21 protein-coding genes and 1 riboswitch are annotated in these 18,961 nt (G+C 47.5%); of the genes, 10 read left to right on the top strand and 11 right to left on the bottom strand.

Annotated features, from left to right (window positions below; genetic code table 11):
* Nucleotide 1 precedes the first annotated feature (1 nt).
* Nucleotides 2-367 carry a hypothetical protein gene (locus Q369_RS0122885; protein ID WP_031530053.1) on the bottom strand — a complete coding sequence of 122 codons (366 nt, stop codon included), beginning with the start codon at nucleotides 365-367 and terminating at the stop codon, nucleotides 2-4.
* Between the two features lie 347 nt (nucleotides 368-714).
* Here Q369_RS0122885 and Q369_RS0122890 point away from each other — a divergent pair, with 347 nt between their 5' ends.
* The 6 genes from Q369_RS0122890 (at nucleotide 715) to Q369_RS0122915 (ending at nucleotide 6,348) form a co-directional block, all read left to right on the top strand.
* On the top strand, nucleotides 715-1,626 hold the full coding sequence (locus tag Q369_RS0122890) for a ThuA domain-containing protein (RefSeq protein ID WP_031530054.1): 912 nt from the start codon (nucleotides 715-717) through the stop codon (nucleotides 1,624-1,626).
* Nucleotides 1,627-1,831: 205 nt separating this feature from the next.
* The gene (locus tag Q369_RS0122895; protein WP_031530055.1) at nucleotides 1,832-2,749 is read left to right on the top strand and encodes a type 2 periplasmic-binding domain-containing protein; all 918 of its coding nucleotides are present in this window, start codon (nucleotides 1,832-1,834) and stop codon (nucleotides 2,747-2,749) included.
* A 24-nt stretch (nucleotides 2,750-2,773) separates the two neighbouring features.
* Nucleotides 2,774-4,396, top strand: a complete 1,623-nt coding sequence (locus tag Q369_RS0122900) for an arylsulfatase (RefSeq protein ID WP_031530056.1) — start codon at nucleotides 2,774-2,776, stop codon at nucleotides 4,394-4,396.
* On the top strand, nucleotides 4,396-4,548 hold the full coding sequence (locus tag Q369_RS29160; RefSeq protein WP_157488287.1) for a hypothetical protein: 153 nt from the start codon (nucleotides 4,396-4,398) through the stop codon (nucleotides 4,546-4,548). Before Q369_RS0122900 ends, Q369_RS29160 begins: the two co-directional genes overlap by 1 nt.
* A gap of 134 nt (nucleotides 4,549-4,682) precedes the next feature.
* Nucleotides 4,683-4,776: riboswitch (SAM riboswitch) on the top strand.
* A gap of 138 nt (nucleotides 4,777-4,914) precedes the next feature.
* The gene (locus Q369_RS0122910) at nucleotides 4,915-6,081 is read left to right on the top strand and encodes a cysteine desulfurase family protein (protein ID WP_035333773.1); all 1,167 of its coding nucleotides are present in this window, start codon (nucleotides 4,915-4,917) and stop codon (nucleotides 6,079-6,081) included.
* Nucleotides 6,082-6,093: 12 nt separating this feature from the next.
* Complete coding sequence (locus Q369_RS0122915; RefSeq protein ID WP_031530058.1) at nucleotides 6,094-6,348, top strand: hypothetical protein; 255 nt, start codon at nucleotides 6,094-6,096, stop codon at nucleotides 6,346-6,348.
* Nucleotides 6,349-6,350: 2 nt separating this feature from the next.
* Here Q369_RS0122915 and Q369_RS0122920 read toward each other — a convergent pair whose 3' ends face one another.
* The 4 genes from Q369_RS0122920 to Q369_RS0122935 all read right to left on the bottom strand — a co-directional run bounded on the left by Q369_RS0122920 (nucleotide 6,351) and on the right by Q369_RS0122935 (nucleotide 9,241).
* Nucleotides 6,351-6,866 (bottom strand): hypothetical protein, encoded by a 516-nt coding sequence (locus tag Q369_RS0122920; RefSeq protein WP_031530059.1) that lies wholly within the window; start codon nucleotides 6,864-6,866, stop codon nucleotides 6,351-6,353.
* 77 nt (nucleotides 6,867-6,943) lie between these two features.
* Nucleotides 6,944-7,807, bottom strand: coding sequence for a chromate resistance protein ChrB domain-containing protein (locus Q369_RS29165; RefSeq protein ID WP_031530060.1), 864 nt, complete (start codon nucleotides 7,805-7,807; stop codon nucleotides 6,944-6,946).
* Nucleotides 7,808-8,758, bottom strand: coding sequence for an EamA family transporter (locus Q369_RS29170; RefSeq protein WP_031530061.1), 951 nt, complete (start codon nucleotides 8,756-8,758; stop codon nucleotides 7,808-7,810).
* Between the two features lie 6 nt (nucleotides 8,759-8,764).
* Entirely contained in the window at nucleotides 8,765-9,241 is a 477-nt protein-coding gene (locus tag Q369_RS0122935; RefSeq protein ID WP_031530062.1) for an Lrp/AsnC family transcriptional regulator, read from the bottom strand.
* 322 nt (nucleotides 9,242-9,563) lie between these two features.
* On the opposite strand from Q369_RS0122935, the gene Q369_RS0122940 reads away from it, so the two are divergent.
* From Q369_RS0122940 to Q369_RS0122955, 4 genes are all read left to right on the top strand, one after another.
* Complete coding sequence (locus Q369_RS0122940) at nucleotides 9,564-10,004, top strand: hypothetical protein (RefSeq protein WP_157488288.1); 441 nt, start codon at nucleotides 9,564-9,566, stop codon at nucleotides 10,002-10,004.
* 79 nt (nucleotides 10,005-10,083) lie between these two features.
* Entirely contained in the window at nucleotides 10,084-12,042 is a 1,959-nt protein-coding gene (locus tag Q369_RS0122945) for a UbiA family prenyltransferase (protein ID WP_031530064.1), read from the top strand.
* Nucleotides 12,035-12,730 (top strand): methyltransferase domain-containing protein, encoded by a 696-nt coding sequence (locus Q369_RS0122950; protein WP_031530065.1) that lies wholly within the window; start codon nucleotides 12,035-12,037, stop codon nucleotides 12,728-12,730. Before Q369_RS0122945 ends, Q369_RS0122950 begins: the two co-directional genes overlap by 8 nt.
* Complete coding sequence (locus Q369_RS0122955; protein ID WP_031530066.1) at nucleotides 12,714-13,838, top strand: NAD(P)/FAD-dependent oxidoreductase; 1,125 nt, start codon at nucleotides 12,714-12,716, stop codon at nucleotides 13,836-13,838. The genes Q369_RS0122950 and Q369_RS0122955 overlap by 17 nt, the downstream gene beginning before the upstream one ends.
* On the opposite strand, the gene Q369_RS0122960 is transcribed toward Q369_RS0122955, so the two are convergent.
* Genes Q369_RS0122960 through Q369_RS0122985 form a run of 6 tightly spaced genes read right to left on the bottom strand, consistent with a single transcriptional unit; the run spans nucleotide 13,807 to nucleotide 18,842 of the window.
* Nucleotides 13,807-14,535: a lycopene cyclase domain-containing protein gene (locus Q369_RS0122960; protein WP_031530067.1), complete on the bottom strand. Its 729-nt coding sequence runs from the start codon at nucleotides 14,533-14,535 to the stop codon at nucleotides 13,807-13,809. The two genes, Q369_RS0122955 and Q369_RS0122960, sit on opposite strands and share 32 nt — an antisense overlap.
* A complete protein-coding gene (locus tag Q369_RS0122965; RefSeq protein ID WP_031530068.1) occupies nucleotides 14,532-15,005 on the bottom strand; it encodes a sterol desaturase family protein in 474 nt (157 codons plus the stop codon). The genes Q369_RS0122960 and Q369_RS0122965 overlap by 4 nt, the downstream gene beginning before the upstream one ends.
* A gap of 30 nt (nucleotides 15,006-15,035) precedes the next feature.
* Nucleotides 15,036-15,557, bottom strand: coding sequence for an isopentenyl-diphosphate Delta-isomerase (idi, locus tag Q369_RS0122970; protein ID WP_031530069.1), 522 nt, complete (start codon nucleotides 15,555-15,557; stop codon nucleotides 15,036-15,038).
* Nucleotides 15,558-15,608: 51 nt separating this feature from the next.
* Nucleotides 15,609-16,445, bottom strand: a complete 837-nt coding sequence (locus tag Q369_RS0122975) for a phytoene/squalene synthase family protein (protein WP_031530070.1) — start codon at nucleotides 16,443-16,445, stop codon at nucleotides 15,609-15,611.
* 8 nt (nucleotides 16,446-16,453) lie between these two features.
* The gene (gene crtID, locus Q369_RS0122980; protein ID WP_031530071.1) at nucleotides 16,454-17,956 is read right to left on the bottom strand and encodes a bifunctional phytoene desaturase/3,4-desaturase; all 1,503 of its coding nucleotides are present in this window, start codon (nucleotides 17,954-17,956) and stop codon (nucleotides 16,454-16,456) included.
* Entirely contained in the window at nucleotides 17,937-18,842 is a 906-nt protein-coding gene (locus Q369_RS0122985) for a MerR family transcriptional regulator (protein ID WP_031530072.1), read from the bottom strand. Before Q369_RS0122985 ends, crtID begins: the two co-directional genes overlap by 20 nt.
* Nucleotides 18,843-18,961 lie beyond the last annotated feature (119 nt).

Below are 18,961 nucleotides of genomic sequence, written 5' to 3' on the forward strand. Positions count from 1 at the left end.
GTCAATTGAAATCGGGGGAAGTGGTGTTCTTCTGCGCTAACATCTGCTGAAATTCGCCGGCTGGCCTAAACCATCGGCCGGTTACAGGATTCCCGATCGCCACTGCAATCTCGTTTGATATTTCGACCAGTACTTTTCGGCTTTTTAGCAAATCCCAGCTGTCAACCTCGCAGATCTGCATACACCTGAATAAGAACCGGCCGAGCAGGGGAGTACCGGAAGGTTCGCCGCCCTCTCTGCCTGATAGTAGTACAGCCTTTCCGCCAAACGAATAGTTGACCCCTTTTACATTCAATTCAAGTTCCGCGGTGAGGTATAACTGCTCATGAATATAGATATGAACAGCTTTGATCGTGCCTATTCCCATAGGTGACAGGGTTGGTTAAGGAAGTTTTCTGCAACAAAAGTATGCCGGTTGATCCTGGTTCACAATTTGTTAATGAACGAGATGGGTTTCCCCCACCATTACGCAGTGTGCATACGTTTTACGTAAAAGGAGGTATAATCTTCTGTTTTACCTGAAATCGCTGTTACTTTTTTCGGAGCTACAATCTGCGGATAAATTCTCCACCAGAGGGGTCTTCTTTTGCCAGGTATTTACATGGAGCAATCCATGAACTGCAACCAAGTGCGTCGCTGAAAGGTCGGTTGGCTTGATTTTTTTCCTTAGTTGCGGAAGTCGAAAAGCCTCAATTCAAATCAATTAAGGAAATTATGGTGAAGATACTAAATACAATCCTGCTGTTCCTGCTTGTTCATGTCGGCCTCACTGCCCAGCCTACCACCCAGGCACAGGCAGCTTCCGCTGAAAAGAAAAAGATCGTTTTCATTACTGGTCCGGACAGCCACGGCAAGGGTGAGCACGAGCACAATGGAGGCGCCACACTTCTTGCAAAAGCTATCAACGACAGCCTTCCGCAGGCCACTGCCATCATTGCCAGGAACGGGTGGCCTTCTGATCCCGGCATTTTAGAAGACGCAGATGCGATCGTGATCTATTCCGATGGAGGCGATGCCAATCACATGGCGTATCTCCACGCCGAGCAGGTTAACAGGCTGACGAGCAAGGGTGTTGGTCTCGTATTCCTGCATTTCTCACTGGAGGTTCCAAAAGGCGCACCCGGAGATCAGTTCAGGAAGTGGATAGGAGGCTATTTTGAGACAAACTGGTCCGTTAATCCTGTCTGGGAAGCTGCATTCGCAAGCTATCCCGATCATCCTGTTGCAAATGGCGTGAAGCCATTTTCTATTGTGGACGAATGGTATTACCACATGCGTTTTGCGGAGGATACGAAAAACATCACGCCAATTTTGAAGGCGCTTCCGCCTGAGTCTACATTGAAACAGCCAGACGGTACGCACTCCAACAATAAATATGTCCGCGAAGCTGTATTGGAGCGAAAAGAAATGCAGACACTCGCATGGGCATTCAACAGACCCGACGGCGGCCGCGGATTTGGTTTCACAGGCGGACACATGCATAAAAATTGGCAAAATGATAACTTCCGTAAGCTGGTACTGAATGCAATTGCCTGGTCTGCCAAAATGGAGGTACCCGCCAATGGGATTCCTTCTGCAACTCCCACAGATATAGAGCTGAATGCATTAACAAAGCGGATCGAGTAACATCCGGCTTTTCGACATTCCTGACTCATTTTCAATCCAAATTTTCGTGAATTGACAAGAAAACTTGCTTCTTAATTTTAAGCAACTTTACTTTGTCTATCAGTTTAGTAGATTAATGTCAACCACCGGCATTTTCTGCGCAGTAGTTTATTGTTAATCCGGCCTCACTCCGGCCGGGCATTGTTCACATACCTACAAAAACATCATGAAAATTTTACAATCAGTTCTGCTGGCAGGTGGTTTGCTGGCAGCAGGCGGGCAGGTTTTGGCTCAGCAGTCTTCGAATGAAGTGGTAATTACCGGAGTCCGGTTTGCGTACCCGCTTGTCGAGAAATGGATCGGCGACTACAAGGCGGTCAATCCGCAGGCAAATATCCGCATTGAATCCAGGACGGTCACTGATCCTGAGAAATACGATCTTCTGATTGAAGCTTATGACCTGGGTAAAGCTGCCGAAGACCGGGAATATGTTTCGCTCGGCCGCTACGCATTGTTGCCCGTTGCCAATGCAAAGTCTGCTTTTGCAAAGGAATTTGCTGATAAGGGACTGACAGAAAAGACCTACAAGCAGGTATTCTTTCATGATATCTATGCTGAAAAAGACAAGTCGCTTCCCAACTACACGATCTACACGCGATTGCAAAAAGCTGGGGCGCCTCTCACTTTCGCAAAATACTTTGGCTATGAGCAGCAGCAGATTAAAGGCAAAAGCATAGCCGGCGCGGATGAACATCTGATTAAAGCACTCCTGAAAGATGATACCGGTATCAGCTATACCACAGTAGGACTGGCATTTGATGCACAAACAGGCAAACCCCTCGAAGGTTTAACGATTATCCCTGTCGACCTGGACGGGAATGGGAAAGTATCCAAAGAAGAAAAAGGGCTTGATAACCGTGATGCGGTGATCGCCTCCCTGGAAAACCAGAAAGTCAAAAATGTACCGAGCGAGTACATTCATTTCTCCATAGACAAAAGAAACAGCAATCCTGAGGCCAAAAAGTTCCTGCTTTGGGTAGCTGAGAACGCGGAAAAGGACCTGCACCAATTCGGGTATCTGAAAGGCGAAAGTGGCCGACTGCTCAGTGAAAAAGTGAAGCTGGAAAGCTTGCTTAGAAAATAGTCTTCCCTAAACTGTCATTTCGATATGTACTACAAACTTTTTAAGTCACTCCTGGTGGCAGGCTTCCTGCTGGCCACAGGTTTTGCTTTTGGCCAAAAAAAGCCGAATATAATTGTTATTCTCGCCGACGATCTGGGGTATGCGGACCTGGGCTGCTACGGAAGCGAGATCCCGACACCTAACCTGGATAAGCTGGCGCAGAATGGTGTAAGATTGACAAGCTTCTATAACACAGCGCGTTGCTGCCCCACCAGAGCGGCCCTGCTAACCGGCGTGTACAGCCACCAGGCAGGAATCGGTCACATGATGGACGATAAAGGCGCAGATCATCCCGCTTACCGCGGCCAGCTGAATGATAAGTCGGTTACCATTGCCGAGGTAATGAAAAGTGCAGGCTACTTCACCGCCATGACAGGCAAGTGGCACGTGGGTCAGCCACACGGTACTGTGCCCTGGAAACGCGGATTCGACAAGTCACTGAATGCGCCCGCGGGCGGCTTTTACTACGGCGACGGCAAGAATGCGAAAATATTCCTGAACGGAGAAGAGCTGGCCAACGATTCGGATCAACTACCTGCCAACTGGTATACTACTGATTTGTGGACAGACTTCGGATTGCGCTTTATTGACAATGCATTGGAAGAAAAAAAGCCTTTTCTGCTCTACCTGGCACACAATGCACCCCATTTTCCATTACAGGCACCGGAAGAAGATATCGCGAAGTTCAGGGGAAAATACCTGAAAGGCTGGGAGAAGCTGCGGCAGGAGCGCTACGAAAAGCAGATCCGGCTCGGTCTCATGGATCCTTCCTGGAAATTGCCACCTGCGAACCCGAACATTCCGCGGTGGGAAAGCCTGAGCGACGCGGATAAGAAGCGTTACGACGATATGATGGCGATTTACGCAGCAGTTATCTACCGGCTGGACAAAAGCATTGGCCACCTGGTTGCGGGCTTGAAGAAGCGTGGCGTGTTTGACGATACGGTAATCCTGTTTGTTTCGGATAATGGAGGCAATGCGGAGCCGGGTATGGAGGGCAGGTATGAGGGCGAAAAGCCCGGTGATTCACAGTCGACCGTGTTCCTGGGACAAGGATGGGCGGAGGCGGCTTGTACACCATTCTGGGCTTACAAGCATCACACCCACGAAGGCGGTATTTCCTCGCCGGGCATTATCTCGTGGCCGGCAGGTATTCCCGCTTCGCGCAACGGGAAGTTTGAAAAACAGCCTGCGCATATCATTGATATCATGGCGACATTGGTGGACCTGGGCGGGGCGACTTATCCGGCGGAGTTCAATGGGAAGAAAATCCTGCCGCTGGAAGGCGCAAGCTTGAAGCCTGCATTTACAGGCAAGCCGATCAACCGAAAAAAACCGATCTTCTGGGAGCACGAAGGTAACAGAGCGATCCGCGATGGTAAATGGAAGCTGGTTGCTGAAAAAACTGAAAAGTGGCAGTTGTATGATGTGGAGAAAGACCGCTCGGAGTTATATGATCAATTTGAAAAACAGCCTGAGACAGCTAAAAAGCTGGTCGCTAAATACGAAGAATGGTACAAGCGCGTAGGTGCAGAGGATTATGACAAGACATTCAAATGGTTTTATGACTACAATCGGGCGAAGCAGCAGGCAGTAACCGGAAATTGATGATCAATCCGTACCGTGGAGTTGCTCTGATCACCAGAAAGATCCGGGAGTTTACGAATCTTGCCAAAAACAGCAACTTCGCGATCACAATCGGCGAGCTTTCGGCTTTACTGAAAAAAGGGTACGAACCAGCGGCCGTACTTAATAACTAAGATTGGAATGGATAATTATCATTCGGCGTCACCAGGCAAGTAGCTGCTCGCTGACGCCGAATTTTTTTTTGTCTTTTTGAATGCGCATTTGGATATTCAGTTTCTTTATTTCATCTTTGTCTATCGAATTAGTAGATTTATAAAGAAGGAAGGGAGAGGTTAGGCTCTAAGATCTTCTGGCAACCTATGACTTTTTAAGGTGCCCCAACCTAATTCTATTGATAAATCTAAAATCCAGCCACCGGATTACGAGTGTATTGAATTGATTGAGTACAGGCTGCGCCGGTTTGCGCTGCTTCATCAATGATGTTTGCCTGTAATCATGTATTTGGCTGAGACTAAAACCAAATTAAAGCATTTGAAAGTATGAAAATCTATTGTGACAATGCCGCTACCACAGCGCTTGATCCCGAGGTAATCGACGCAATCATTCCGTACCTATCCGAGAACTACGGGAATCCATCTTCCACGCATTGGGCGGGCACAAAAGCCAAAGAAGGCGTCGACAGTGCACGCAGGACCGTGGCGGCGCTGCTCGGCGCTTCGCCTGCTGAGATCTACTTCACGTCGGGTGCAACCGAAGCGAATAACCTGGCACTGACCGGGACGATCCGCGCCTATGAAATCAGTCACGTAATTACCAGCAAAATAGAGCATAAGGCAGTTTTACAAACACTTGCCTGGCACGAGAAGGAGGGAGATATCGAGATCAGCTTTGTTCGTCTCGACGAGCGTGGCAATGTCGATCTGTATCATCTGGAAAACCTGCTGCGTGCCAACCCACGGACATTGATCAGCTTGATGCATGCCAACAATGAAATTGGCAACCTGACCGATATCCACGCGATCAGCATTCTTGCTCAACGTTATCATGCTGTATTCCACACCGACACCACTCAGACAATCGGCAAAATCCGGTTTGATCTGAGCCGCGAAAAGATCGATTTTCTCGTGGGTTCGGCGCATAAGTTTCACGGGCCAAAAGGCGCCGGATTTATTTATATCAACAAAAAACACAAGATAGCACCATTGATCCTGGGCGGCGGACAGGAGCGTGGCCAGCGCGGTGGTACCGAGAATGTGATCGGCATCGTAGGATTGGCGCGTGCGCTGGAAGTAGCTTACCGTGACCTGGATGAAAATCAGCAGCTCGTCGGTAAACTGAAACAGTACCTCATTTCAAAGCTCGCGATCAGCGGGATAGAAGGTATCTGTTACAATGGAGACAGCAAGTCGATTGAAAACAGCATTCCCAATGTACTAAATGCTTCATTCCCCTGTTTGCCTGCCGGCAGCATTGTAGAAAAGCTGAATGAGGCGGGCATTGCTGCTTCGGGCGGAAGTGCCTGTTCAAGCCAGGGTACTTCGCACGTGATCGCCGCGCTGCCTTGTCAGAAAAACAAGGAGAATGTGCGCTTCTCATTCAGTAAGCTCAACACCTTCGCCGAAGTGGATTACATCGTACAGGTTTTAACCGGCATTTACGAAGCGGCACCCGCATTTCACAAGGAATCCAGATTAGCCATCATCTAAATAAAAATCCAAATGAACGATACTTTTCTTTTAAGGATTAACTACCGCAATGCAGCGAGCTTGCACAAAATTACGTCAACAGTAGAATCGGTTGAAGGCGCGAAAATCAAGAGGCTGAAATTCCGGAGCAAGGGAAAGAGCTTTGTTGGTATTATCGCATTTGAAGTAGCAAGGCTCATCGACTTTGAGCGGATTATTATGCTCATCCGCCGCAATGGGGATATATCAGAGGTAGAAAGAGTATCCGATCTGACGCTTTGTGGTTGATATCAGAAAGTAATACCGAACTGAAAACCGGCTGTTAACGAAAACGGGTGACCATTTCCGAAACGAAAAGGCAGAGGTACCGCTACAAAATAGCCACTGTGTTTATTTTTCTTGACAATCTTATTCAAAACCGGCGTAAATCCGTACCTGCCCGAAGTTTCAAACGCGGCGCGGCCAGCAAAGGTCAGTCCCGGAGCAAGTGTTACCAGGACGCCCGGGTGAAAAAGGAAGTTGGCCATTCTGCTCGTCCCGTTTTCCGCGCGTACAAGCGGTACAAATTCCGCTGAAAAGCCGATGCGCGGACTTTTCCAAATGTTAATGCCCGTAGGCAGTCCAACCACATAGTAGTCTTTAAAGTTGGTAACCGTACCTTCTTCACTGAATGTGACAATCGGGTGCAGGATACCTACATAGCCCGCGATCCTCGGGTAAGTAACCGGCGGTGGTGTTTGGGGGAATGCGGCTGTAACAGCAGAGAGAACAGTAAACAGAAGTAAAAAGAGTCTCGGGAGTGACATTGGCTTTTTAAATTTTTAGACATTGATAAATATGTCTGCAATACTAAAAAGGCGCTGGCGGGAAAGATAGGACGTTTTTAACCTTTTGTATTTCCTTTACTTTTTAGCAAGAATTTCTTGTAAGCAGAGGGTGTTTTTCCGGTATGTTGTTTAAAAATCCGGTTGAAGTGGCTCTGATCGGAGAAGCCGGTCAGGTATGCAATCTCGGCCAGGCTGTTTTCAGAAGAAGCCAGGTACTCGATCGCTTTTTCAATACGCATTTTTCGGATGTAGTCGCCAAAAGACAGATTATCAAAGTAGCGTGAAAATTCCCTTGACAAGTAGGCGGGGTTTACATCCAGCTCTTCCGAAGCCGCTTTGAGCGTGAGATTCAAATTGGTATCCAGGTGATCCTGAATGAGGCTTTTCAGCTCTTTGGTCCACGCCGGTGTCTTGCCTTTCTTCTGGTCTTTATTTTCGAGGTAAGTATGATAGATTTGAAGTAAAAGGTGCTCGGCAGGACTTTGAGCGTGCTTTTCCTTTTGCAAATGGCTGGCCCAGCTGTACAATGCATCGTAGATAAACGTGGCTTTTTCCAGCAGCTCATGATCATCCGGTGTGTTATAAGCGAGTCCGGCAGATATCGCCCAAAGCCCGGAAGATTGCGGTGACTGGGTATGATCGTCAGTATCCGCACCGCGTACGATCGCCGCCATGCGCGCAAGTGCGGGATCTTTCAGTTGGTACTTTTTGATGAAATAATCAAAAGTACATTGGTCTTCATAATGCGTAAATTCCACACCTGCCACGTCAAACGGAGTCGCAGAAAGCGCTTCTGCCATTCTGATCACCTCATTTTCCGGTACATATATGATTTCAGCTTCGGGATCAATAAACCGTTTGATCAGCCACGGGCAGGCGAGGCGATCGATTTTGGGCTTTTCTCTGGTGATCCATTTCATTTAAGCTGCGTTCGTAGCGAGTACTTTGGGTTTTCGGTATTGGTGCAAATTAATCAGTAACACACTTCCAAGGATCACGACCAGGCCTGCAATCTGCATTAAACTAATGCTTTCTTTCGCGAAAAATATCCCTAGCAGAACAGCTACTACGGGATTCACGTATGCATAAGTGCTCACTTTGGTAGCGGGCTGCACTTTCAGCAGCCAAACATAGGCACTATAACCTGCAATTGAACCAAAAATAATCAGGTAAATCAAAGCGCCCCAGGCGCTTGCAGGTACTGTGGCGGGGTTGAAACCTTCAAGTTCTCCCGACAGGAAAATACCAGGTGTGAATGCAATGCCTGCCGCAAACATCTGCCAGGTTGAATTGACCGTCGCCGACGTAGAGCCCGAGTTGTATTTGGAATACAAAGATCCGCCAGCCCAGGCCATTGAACCGAGTACTACCAGGAACATCGCAAAGAGATCCCGTGAACTGTTGAGAGAGCTCATCGACGCCATTATTTTTTCGCTGAAAAGCAGGATAACACCCGCGAAGCCAATCAGTAGTCCAACTATGGTCGCTTTGTTGCTGAAATTCTGCGCCCATTTCGGCTGGTCCAGCAGGACAAACCAGAGTGGGGCAGAGGATACCATAATAGCTACCATGGCGCTGGGGAGGAACTGTTCCACCCATATCACGATCCCATTCCCGACGAAAAGCAGCAGTAAGCCGGTTACAATGGCGGGCTTGATTGCCTTGCGGGAAAACACCTTATCTCCCTGCACAATGCTCCACGTGAGCATAATCAACCCGGCTGCTACGAAGCGCACTGCTCCCAAAAAGAATGGCGGCAAGCCTGCAAGTGCCTTTTGAATAAAGAAATAGGTGGAGCCCCATACAATGTAAACTGTTGCATAAGCCAGTACAACCAGGGCGGTTGATGGAGTTCTGTCTGCCGTTTTCATGCGATTTTATTTTTCAGGAATGACTAATAGTTGTTCTTCTTTGACGGTTTCCAGGACGATCGTAGTGCGCGTTGAAATGATCTTCGGAATCTTGCTAAACGAGTTGCGCATCAGCTCCATCAGCGAAGCCGAGTCGAAAGTACGTACCTTGACGAGGTAGCAGTCATCGCCGGCAATGTGATGCACTTCCTGTACTTCCGGTATTTTGGCCAGTTCTTTGGCGGTCGCATTACTGCCCATTCCCTCTGCCGACTTGATGGAGATAAACGCGAGCAGGGTCTGGCGGAGTGCGGCGGGATCAATGCGGGTAGTGTATTGCCGGATCACGTTCCTTTGTTCCAGTTTCTTCACCCTCTCCAAAACCGCAGAAGGCGCCATTTCCAGCTCACGTGCCAGATCTGCATTGGTGATCCGCGCATTCTCCTGCATGAGGCGTAGTATATGCAGGTCCGTCTTGTCCAGTACCAATTCAATGTTGCTCATTCTGCAATATTACTATTTTTCTGAATAATATTCGAAATAGTACTTATTAAAAGGAATATCATACTGTTCCGATATGTGTTAAGCGATCTTGGTTTAGATCAGGATGAAGCTGTCGAAAGTTATTCAGCGCAGCAGACATGTTCCTGGCTTTCAATTTGGATGTGTCAGATACTTTGATTCTGAGAAGTACTTGCTAAGAACTTGAACAAACCAGCCGGAGAATAAATGCACGATTGCCGAAGAATAATCGCGACAGTGCCGGAGTTGAACGCGAAAACCGGAAGAGCCTAAATTGCTGGAAAACGTAACTTAAAAACAACTCATGAACGCAAGGTTTTTTACTTTGAAGAAGACGGCCACAGCGCTTTGCCTATTTCTGTCGATTTTTCTAATGGCATTTTCCTGCGACGACCACGTGGTGCCTGAGGAGCCTTCGGAACAGCCGGTGACGGCATTCAGTTCGGCAAGCGCGAGTCTAGCCTTTAATGTTGTCATTTATAACTACACATTTGGATCGCTGGGTACGGTACCTGTGGTGGAGCATGGAATTGTCAGGGTCAATGCAGACCTCACCAGTGCAGGTCTCCTTCCTACTGTGAATGACAAGAAAATAATGATGAGTGACGCTGCCGCCGTCAAAATTTTTGGTGTATTTGAAATCGTTACTCCTGAGCTAAAAAAAATCTTCTACAGGCCTTACGCTATCCTTGAGAATGGAAACGTAATTTATGGTAATGTAAATTCGATTATCTGCAATCCGTAAGTTGTATTTGGTACTGGACTAAGCCACGCCTCTCTGTGTGGCTTATTTTTTTTTGATTCACTACTTACTAAATTACGCCATGCTCATTCATGGCGATACGATTAGGCTCCTGAGAATCCCATTCTCTTTTTTTCTACTTCCGCTGTTTCTTTTTGCGTACAGTCAGGCCGAAACGGTTGTACACCACCAGGCTTTGCTTAGTTTGCTGGTCATTCACTTGCTGGTATATCCCGCCAGCAATGGTTACAATAGCTATATTGACAAAGATGAGGAAAGTGTCGGAGGCCTCGAAAAACCTCCGCTTCCTACCTCTGAGCTGTTCTATCTGACTGTTTTAATGGATTTAGTCGCGATCCTGATCGCCTTCTTTTCTATTAATGCATTTTTTGCTGGCTGTCTCCTGCTGTACATTGCAGCTTCCCGGGCGTACAGCTCACCTTTGATCAGGCTTAAAAAATATCCCATTGCCGGCTTTCTTACCGTGGTGTTTTTTCAGGGTGCATTTACCTACTACATGTCCATTGCCGGTATCTCCGGAAATGCTCTGGAACTGACGCGGGAAAACTGCTTTGTACTCCTAGGCTGCTCGTTCCAGATCGCCGGCGCTTATCCCCTGACGCAGATTTACCAGCATCAGCAAGACCTGAAAGACGGGGTAGTTACATTGAGCTACAAGCTCGGATACATAGGTACGTTCGCGTTTACAGCGGTGATGTTCCTGCTCTGTAACCTTTTTTATTACCTGTATTTTACAGCGCTGGAACTTGGAATGATTTTTTTCATGATACAGGTGTTTTTCGCCCCCATCGTAATCTACTTCGCGACCTGGTTTTACAAGGTGAAAAATGACCGTAGCCAGGCCAATTTCAGTAATACAATGCGTATGAACTGGATCGCGGCGATATGTATGAATAGTTGTTTCATCGTTTTAATTATCATTAACAGAATTCCCTTGAGTTATCTATCAGCAATTGAGACAGCCGTTCCCGATCATCGTTACTCCCAGGAAACCCTCACATCATTTTATTCCAGGTCAACCAATGATCTGACCGTCAAGCGCAAAATCAGGATTGTAGCCGGTAAAACCGGGATTGAGACGAGATACTCTGTCATTGGTGACTTTAACAAAGAGCCGGCAGAATTTGAATTCTTTAACAAAACCTGGGATTTGCTGCCCGAGCCCGGGCTTAGTCAGCGTATGCAGCTGTACCAGCAGCACGCCACCAGGCTTTCCAGAAAAGCCATTGATAAGATCAGGAATTTCGATACCATCAAGCCGAATATCACGCATTTGATTACGGTGACCTGCACCGGCCTTTTCGCCCCGGGACTTGACGTAGAGTTGGTGCGTGAGCTGGATCTGAATCCTTCGATACAGCGCAGCAGCGTCAATTTCATGGGCTGTAACGCAGCGATCATTGCATTGAAAAACGCCGATGCAATCTGCAAAAGCAACCCGGAAGCAACGGTACTTGTGGTTTGCACGGAACTGTGCACGATCCACTTTCAGAAACAATACAATGAAGATTATCTGCTGTCAAATTTGCTTTTCGGCGATGGCGCAGTAGCTGCGCTGGTTACCTCGCAGCCTTCCGGTGATTATGCGCACCAGGTGGAAATCGAGTCCTTCAATTCGATGATCCTGCACAATGGTTATGCAGATATGGCGTGGCGGCTGTCGGAAACCGGTTTTATTATGAACCTGACTTCCTATGTGCCCGACCTGATTAGTAAAAACATCAAGCCGATGCTGCAATCCATTGGTTTGAAAGTGGATAATTTCCAGCATTGGGCGGTACATCCCGGCGGGAAACGCATTGTGGACGATTTTGCGATTGCACTTGAACTCGACAAATGCCTGCTTGCCCCCACTTACGAGGTTTTGCGGGACTACGGGAATATGTCCTCACCAACGGTACTTTTTGTATTAAAGTCAGTTCTGGAAAAAGCCAGGCCGGAACATCAGGGTGACCGGATTTTCGCCGCCGCATTCGGTCCTGGCCTGAGCATTGAAACCATGCAGCTGCGGTATGTTTAGGTCACGAAGCCAGCGCAAGGAGCTGCTTGATGCGGATGATATCCCGCCCGCCGACCTTTTCCGTAACCTCAAAGAACTTGACTTTATAAATCACTGGCTTGGCGGGTACGATATTTCGTTTTCAGCATTAAAAAAGGTTTTGAAAAAAGACCGCGCGTATAAGCTCGCCGATATCGGCTGCGGGGGAGGGGATACCTTGAAGAGAATAGCGGCGTGGAACAAAAAAGCCGGTTATCAGCTGGAACTTTGCGGCATAGATATCAAGCCTGTCTGCATTGATTATGCGAAGCAAAATATCAGTAATCTGAACATAGACCTGATCTGCGACGATTACCGCAACCTGTTCAATCATATCGAAAGAGCGGATATCATTCACGCCTGCTTATTCTGTCACCACCTTACCAATAGTGAACTGGCGGACCTGGTGGCATTTGCATTGAAGCACAAGGTTATTTTGATTATCAACGACCTGGAAAGAAACGCATTAGCGCATTATTCGATCCGGTTGCTGACGCAGCTTTTTTCAAAATCCTACCTGGTGAAAAACGATGCGCCACTCTCGGTATTGCGAGGTTTCAAACGACGGGAATGGGTTTCCATTATCCGGGAAGCTGGCGCAGAGAACTATTCTGTGCGTAACAAATGGGCGTTTCGGCACGAGGTGACTGTTTATGGAAACACAGACTAAGCAATACGACTGCGCCATTATTGGCGGCGGGCTTTCGGGCCTGTGCCTTGCGATCCAACTGGCTGAGCAGGACCGGTCTGTTATTGTTTTTGAAAAAAGTCGCTACCCGTTCCATAAGGTTTGTGGCGAGTACATCTCCATGGAAAGCTACGGGTTCCTGCGCAAGCTGGGTTTCCCGTTTGAAAAGACTGATATCCCGATGATCAGCAAACTCGGGATCAGCTCGGAAAGCGGGTTTATGCTGAATCACGATCTGAAATCCGGAGGTTTCGGGATCAGCCGCTTTACGCTGGATCACGAGCTGAGCCTTGTGGCAAGGCAGCTCGGCGTAGTAATCCAGGAAGAATGCCGGGTAAATGACGTAAAGCAAGCCGGGCAGGCGTTTTTCCTGCAAACTACACAAGGTACCTTCAAGGCAAAAGTAGTTTGCGGCAGTTATGGAAAATATGCGCCTCAGTACATCAATGAGCCGAAAAGCGGAAATGCCAACAACTATATCGGAGTCAAGTACCACATCAAAACTGACTTCCCGGCCGACCGCATTGAGCTGCACAACTTCAAAGACGGTTACTGCGGAATCTCCAAGGTGGAAGGCGACAAATACTGTCTCTGCTACCTGACAACTTCCAAAAATCTGCACGCGAATGGGAAGGATATCAGACAAATGGAAGAAAATGTCCTTTTCAAAAATCCTTTTTTAAAAAGATATTTTCTCAACTCAGAGTTTCTGTACAAACAGCCGCTGGTAATCAGCAATGTCCATTTCAAGAAAAAGCAGACTGTTTCGAATGGGATTCTCCTGCTTGGCGATGCGGCGGGCACTATTACACCCCTTTGCGGCAATGGAATGAGCATGGGAATGCGGGCTTCTAAATTGCTGGCGGTCGAAATCTTCAAATATTTCCGCGAGCAGCAGTCACCCGAAGAGCTGGCCGCTAACTATCGGCGGGAATGGGACCGTGCATTCAAAAACCGCATTACAGCTGGCTATTACCTGCAAAATCTTTTTGGCAGAAGCATTACAACTGACCTGGCATTGCGTTTTCTGAGCAATGCGCCCGCATTGACCGACAAGCTTATCGGTTTAACTCACGGGCCAGCGTTTTAGAGGGTGCCGCCGAAAGCTTTCTTTCCAGTAATTTTTCAAATACAAAAACATTCAGGATCAGCATCAACATGCCGTAAAAAAGATCCTCAGCAGGTATGGTAAGGAATCGCGCGCCGATGTTCTCCGCGTCGTTGTACCATACAACAGGTTCGGTCAGTCCGGTACCTGTCAATATCCCGTTCACGATCACGAACGGGATGATCAGAAACATGTGCGAGTAATAGAACATACTCAGCCAGCGCGGCTTTTCTAAAAACGCCAGGAACAGCAGGAATGCAGCCAGCAGGATGGAAGTTGAAAAGGTGTAGGCGCGATCATGGAACAAAACAGCTGAGACCAATGCCAGGCTGATGAAAAACAATGTAATAAACCTCTCTGCCGGAACCTTGAAGCTTTCTCTGTGAAATTTCCTGAAAGAGTAATAGGAAAAAACACAGGCATACGGAATGCAGATAAAGAAGAGGATTTCTTCAATGGGAAGACCAACCAGGTAAATGCCTGTCAGGTATTTCGGTGTAAACCCCCAGACACCGGCCTGCGTAAAGAAGCTGTCCCAGATAACGAACGGGACAGCGCACATCAAAAGGGACGGCCAAAGGATATTCCAATGTTTGTGTAAGCCTATTTTGGGATGAAAAGAAGCCAGCAGCGGCACCGAAATGGAGGCGAGGTCGACCACCAGGTACAGGTAATTCATTTGGCAAGTGTTTTTTTGGCTTCGCGGAAATATTTGAGAGGTACCCACAGCATTCCAAAGCACTCACCTTCATGTTTGCCCAAATGCTTGTGATGCATCTTGTGGGCTCGCCTGATCGCCCGGAGATAAACCGAATCGGTATTCCGGAAAACTTTAAAGCGCTGGTGGATAAATACATCATGCACCAGAAAGTAGGTAAATCCGTACAACGTAATACCCAGTCCTATCCAGAAAAGGTAATTGAAACCCTGGTTCAGGCCAATTGCGAGACAGGTAATGCCCGGCGTAGCGAAAATCACAAAGAAGTAATCATTCTTTTCAAAGAAATCACCGTCGTCGCGCTGGTGATGATCGTGGTGCAGGAACCATAGGAATCCATGCATTAAGTACTTGTGCGCCAGCCAAGCGACACATTCCATGCCTATAAAAGCGGCGGCTACTATCAGCGAATTTGAGATCCAGATTGGCATATTTGTGTTGAGCTACCCGGGTCTGCCGGATTAGATTTTAAGTTTGATTTGTTCAACAACCGGAACGAGGCAGATCTTGAACCATTCGGTATAATTATCCGGATTTTGCGCCAGATCTGCTTGCAGTTCGCTCATTGCAATGTATTTGTATTCACTTACCTCATTGGTATTAATCAGGGGTTCTTCATCGGATACACCCCAGAAAACATGGTCCAGCTCGTTTTCAGTCAGTCCGTTTTCCAGCTGAACGCGGTATTGAAAAGTATAGAGAAAATTAAGATCGGCTGAAATGCCCATTTCCTCCCGCAATCGGCGGGAAGCAGCCCGGTTTGCAGATTCTTCCGGAAATGGGTGACTGCAGCAGGTATTTGACCACAATCCTTCCGAATGGTATTTGCCGAATGCGCGCCGCTGCAGCAACATTTCGCCTTTTGTATTAAATATAAAAACCGAAAAAGCGCGGTGCAGCATTCCTTTCTGGTGAGCTTCCAGCTTCGGCATCAGGCCAATTTCAACATCTTCTTCGTTGACCAGTATTACTTGATCTTCCATATTAAGTGGGTTATCAGGGTTTAGCGCAGTTTGTATGCTAAGGTTACAACGTCATAACAGGTCAAACTGGTGCCTTACCAGGGATCGAAACATCAATCCAAGTTTATCATAATCGGGAATCCGAATCCTGGCATTCATCACCTTTTCCGGCGGTGTAGCCTTGATCCGTAAAAACAGTTTTTTGTAATAATAGTAAGCCAGATACACCCCGCGGCGCGCTCCTCCCGGCAACCTTTTAATGCCGATCAGCGCCTCATCGAAATCCTGCTGTATTTCCTGCTGGATAATTTCTTTGTCCACGTGCGAAAAGTGATCAAAGTTAACTCCCGGGAAATAGGTGCGCCCCAAATCCTGGTAGTCCGCTTTCAGGTCCCGCAAAAAGTTAACCTTCTGAAAAGCAGCGCCGAGCTTCATTGCATAAGGTTTAAGCTCGTTGAAACTTTCTTTGTTCCCTTCTGTGAAAACGCGCAGGCACATCAGTCCGACCACCTCTGCCGAGCCGAGTACGTATTCATGAAATGTATCGCGCGTGTGATCTTTCTTTTGAAGGTCCATTTCCATGCTTTTAAGAAAAGTATCGATCAGCTCCCATTCGATCTGATAATTGTTGACTACATGCTGAAAGCTGTTCAGAATGGGGTTTATGCTGATTTTCTTTTCAATCGCATCCACAGTGGCCTTCCTGATTTCTGCCATCATGGCTTCCTTATCGTAGTCGTGGAAGCTGTCAACAATCTCGTCTGCGAGCCTTACAAAGCCGTAGATAGCGTAAATAGGAGCGCGGAGTGCGGGTTTGAGAAAATAGATTCCCAGTGAAAAGGAAGTACTGTATAGTTGGGTCGTCTTTTTGCTGCACGATGCCGATAGGTTGTCATAGAGCATTTTCATGGTGCGATTCAGTTAAGGGATTTGAGTAGTTCAGCAGCGGCAATCTGGCCGGAAATGATCGAAGGAGGTACTCCCGGCCCGGGAACAGTAAGCTGGCCTGCATAATAGAGGTTTGTTACTTTCGTACTTCTCATTTTTGGTTTGAAAATGGCGGTTTGCATCAGGGTATTGGCGAGTCCGTATGCATTGCCTTTGTAGGCGTTGTAGTCGCTTTTAAAGTCGGAGACAGAATAGCTTTTTTTAACAATAATATGGTCCCTGATCGCAACGCCGGCAAACTTTTCAAGCCTGTCCATTAGCAAGTTAAAATAACTTTCCCTCACTTCCTCGGGATCTGTCAGCCCAGTTGCAATAGGCATTAAAACGAATATGTTCTCTTTTCCTTCGGGTGCCACAGTAGGGTCTGTTCGGGAGGGGCAACAAACGTAGAACAGCGGATTCGAAGGCCACTTTTTGTCTGCATATATCTCAACAGCGTGTTGCTCGAAATCTTCATCGAAAAACAGGTTATGGTGTCTCAAACGGCCAATTTTCCGGTCTACGCCGAGATAGAACAGCAGGCAGGAGGGAGCGAATGTGCGGCTTTCCCAGTAGGAATCGGAGTACATTCTGTGCTGTGGCGCCAGCAGGGTCGACTCGATGTGCTGATAATCGGCGCTTCCTATTACACCGTCCACATTCCTGATAATTCCATTGGAACGGATCTGGCGAATGCGGTCGTCGGATATTTCCAGCTTTTCCACTGTTTGGCCCGTGCGAAATGAAACGCCGACACTTTCCGCCACTTTTCCAAAAGCCTCGGCCACCTTCGCAAAGCCGCCGATCGGATAGTATGTACCCTGTTTAAGACCTGAGAAATTCATCAGACTGTACAATGCAGGCGTATCCTTAGGCATTGCACCCAAAAACAAAACAGGGAACTCGATCAGCGCGAGCAATCTTGGGTCGCGGAAATACTGTCTTGCATGATCTGAGAAAGACTTGAACAGCTGGATCTTCAATGCTTTTTTCAGTAGCGAAAAGCTGAAAAACTCGGTAACTGAATGGCCGGGTTTGTAAACCATATCAAGCATTCCGACCTGGTACTTGAATTCCCCCTCGGCTATGAACTTTCGCAGTTTGGTAGCACTGCCGGTTTCTATGCTTTCGAAGAGCTCGCATATCTCATCGAAGTTTTCAGGAATATCCAAAACCTCACCCCCTCCGAAAATAACTGCAAACCCGGGATCAAGCTTTTTGAGCTCGTAAAAGTCCGCGGCTGATTTGCCGAATTGTTCGAAAAAACGCTCGTACACATCGGGCATCCAGTACCAGCTCGGGCCCATATCAAACACAAAGCCTTCTTCGGTGAAGCTGCGGGCGCGCCCGCCGATCGTTTCATTTTTTTCAAACACAGTCACTTTTGCGCCGTCTTTGGCCAAAACAGCCGCAGCGGCGAGGCCTGAGAAGCCCGAGCCGATCACCGCGATCTCGTGTGCGTGTCCATTCTTTTTAGGATCTGTGTTTTGCATCGTTGTTTATTATGTCAATCAATTTATCGATAGAGGCGATCTGTGTCACCGGGTATTTTGAAATGGCGTTCTGGATCCCCGGACTTCCGCCCGAAATGCAGATCCTGCAGGATTTGAAGTCGGAAGTAAGCTTTTCCACCAAGCCGGGAAGCTTTTCCTGGAATTGGTTATTAACTACAAATGAATAAATGTGTGTAGGCTGGCATTGTTGCACCACCTTGCTGAGGTCGTTGTAGGGTACCCGCGCACCCAGATATACTACGTTCTGGCCCGATTCCCGGATCAAATAATGGGCAAAAAGTAAACCTATCTCGTGATCTTCCTCCTCATTCAGAAACAGCAGCCATTTTTGGGCGGACTGTGCTGGTAGTGGCAGGGCGTTGATGGCGGCAAAAAGCTTCTGCCGGATCAGGTTTGACAAAAAGTGCTCCTGCGAGGGCAGCATATCATCTTTAATCCACATTAGCCCGGTGCGGACCAACAGCGGATATATCACCTTTTCGTATGTTTTTCGCATTCCCAGACTTTTCAGGGCCTGGTTAAAGGTTTCCTCAAAAAGGGCACCATCGAATGTCGATGCAGCAACGAGTGCCTGGTTTACGATCGCCTCAATCTGGGCATCTGCATGGGCAGAATCTGAAATGATCCGTTCAATTTCTTCGGCGATTTGCGTCTTGCTGAGCTGACTGATTTTGGAAATCTTCATTCCCTGGCCCAGCAGCGTGCACACGTTCAAAAGCTTTTTAAGCTGATCGTCATCGTAATACCTGATATTGGACTCGGTCCTTTCCGGCGAAAATAAGCCGTACCGCTGCTCCCATATCCGTATTGTGTGCGCTTTCATGCTGCTAATGCGTTCGAGGTCCTTGATAGAATACGATGACATTTTGTTTAACTTTTTTCAAAAATAGTTAAACAAAAACTTTTTCGTGATTTTTTCTAAAAAATAAGTGCCAGGATTTTATTGATATTAAAAATATCTTATATTTGATTTCTTAAATATCA

It is taken from the genome of Dyadobacter crusticola DSM 16708, assembly GCF_000701505.1.
Lineage (GTDB): Bacteria > Bacteroidota > Bacteroidia > Cytophagales > Spirosomataceae > Dyadobacter > Dyadobacter crusticola.

What these genes read in the sequence shown, in the direction of transcription:
- Q369_RS29170 (WP_031530061.1), bottom strand. Translation starts at nt 8,758, where the DNA reads ATGAAAACGGCAGACAGAACTCCATCAACCGCCCTGGTTGTACTGGCT.
- Q369_RS0122890 (WP_031530054.1), top strand. Translation starts at nt 715, where the DNA reads ATGGTGAAGATACTAAATACAATCCTGCTGTTCCTGCTTGTTCATGTC.
- Q369_RS0122900 (WP_031530056.1), top strand. Translation starts at nt 2,774, where the DNA reads ATGTACTACAAACTTTTTAAGTCACTCCTGGTGGCAGGCTTCCTGCTG.
- Q369_RS0122940 (WP_157488288.1), top strand. Translation starts at nt 9,564, where the DNA reads ATGAACGCAAGGTTTTTTACTTTGAAGAAGACGGCCACAGCGCTTTGC.
- Q369_RS29165 (WP_031530060.1), bottom strand. Translation starts at nt 7,807, where the DNA reads ATGAAATGGATCACCAGAGAAAAGCCCAAAATCGATCGCCTCGCCTGC.
- Q369_RS0122950 (WP_031530065.1), top strand. Translation starts at nt 12,035, where the DNA reads ATGTTTAGGTCACGAAGCCAGCGCAAGGAGCTGCTTGATGCGGATGAT.
- Q369_RS0122960 (WP_031530067.1), bottom strand. Translation starts at nt 14,535, where the DNA reads ATGAATTACCTGTACCTGGTGGTCGACCTCGCCTCCATTTCGGTGCCG.
- crtID (WP_031530071.1), bottom strand. Translation starts at nt 17,956, where the DNA reads ATGCAAAACACAGATCCTAAAAAGAATGGACACGCACACGAGATCGCG.
- Q369_RS0122955 (WP_031530066.1), top strand. Translation starts at nt 12,714, where the DNA reads ATGGAAACACAGACTAAGCAATACGACTGCGCCATTATTGGCGGCGGG.
- idi (WP_031530069.1), bottom strand. Translation starts at nt 15,557, where the DNA reads ATGGAAGATCAAGTAATACTGGTCAACGAAGAAGATGTTGAAATTGGC.
- Q369_RS0122885 (WP_031530053.1), bottom strand. Translation starts at nt 367, where the DNA reads ATGGGAATAGGCACGATCAAAGCTGTTCATATCTATATTCATGAGCAG.
- Q369_RS0122975 (WP_031530070.1), bottom strand. Translation starts at nt 16,445, where the DNA reads ATGAAAATGCTCTATGACAACCTATCGGCATCGTGCAGCAAAAAGACG.
- Q369_RS0122965 (WP_031530068.1), bottom strand. Translation starts at nt 15,005, where the DNA reads ATGCCAATCTGGATCTCAAATTCGCTGATAGTAGCCGCCGCTTTTATA.
- Q369_RS0122945 (WP_031530064.1), top strand. Translation starts at nt 10,084, where the DNA reads ATGCTCATTCATGGCGATACGATTAGGCTCCTGAGAATCCCATTCTCT.
- Q369_RS0122910 (WP_035333773.1), top strand. Translation starts at nt 4,915, where the DNA reads ATGAAAATCTATTGTGACAATGCCGCTACCACAGCGCTTGATCCCGAG.
- Q369_RS0122985 (WP_031530072.1), bottom strand. Translation starts at nt 18,842, where the DNA reads ATGTCATCGTATTCTATCAAGGACCTCGAACGCATTAGCAGCATGAAA.
- Q369_RS0122895 (WP_031530055.1), top strand. Translation starts at nt 1,832, where the DNA reads ATGAAAATTTTACAATCAGTTCTGCTGGCAGGTGGTTTGCTGGCAGCA.
- Q369_RS0122935 (WP_031530062.1), bottom strand. Translation starts at nt 9,241, where the DNA reads ATGAGCAACATTGAATTGGTACTGGACAAGACGGACCTGCATATACTA.
- Q369_RS29160 (WP_157488287.1), top strand. Translation starts at nt 4,396, where the DNA reads ATGATCAATCCGTACCGTGGAGTTGCTCTGATCACCAGAAAGATCCGG.
- Q369_RS0122915 (WP_031530058.1), top strand. Translation starts at nt 6,094, where the DNA reads ATGAACGATACTTTTCTTTTAAGGATTAACTACCGCAATGCAGCGAGC.
- Q369_RS0122920 (WP_031530059.1), bottom strand. Translation starts at nt 6,866, where the DNA reads ATGTCACTCCCGAGACTCTTTTTACTTCTGTTTACTGTTCTCTCTGCT.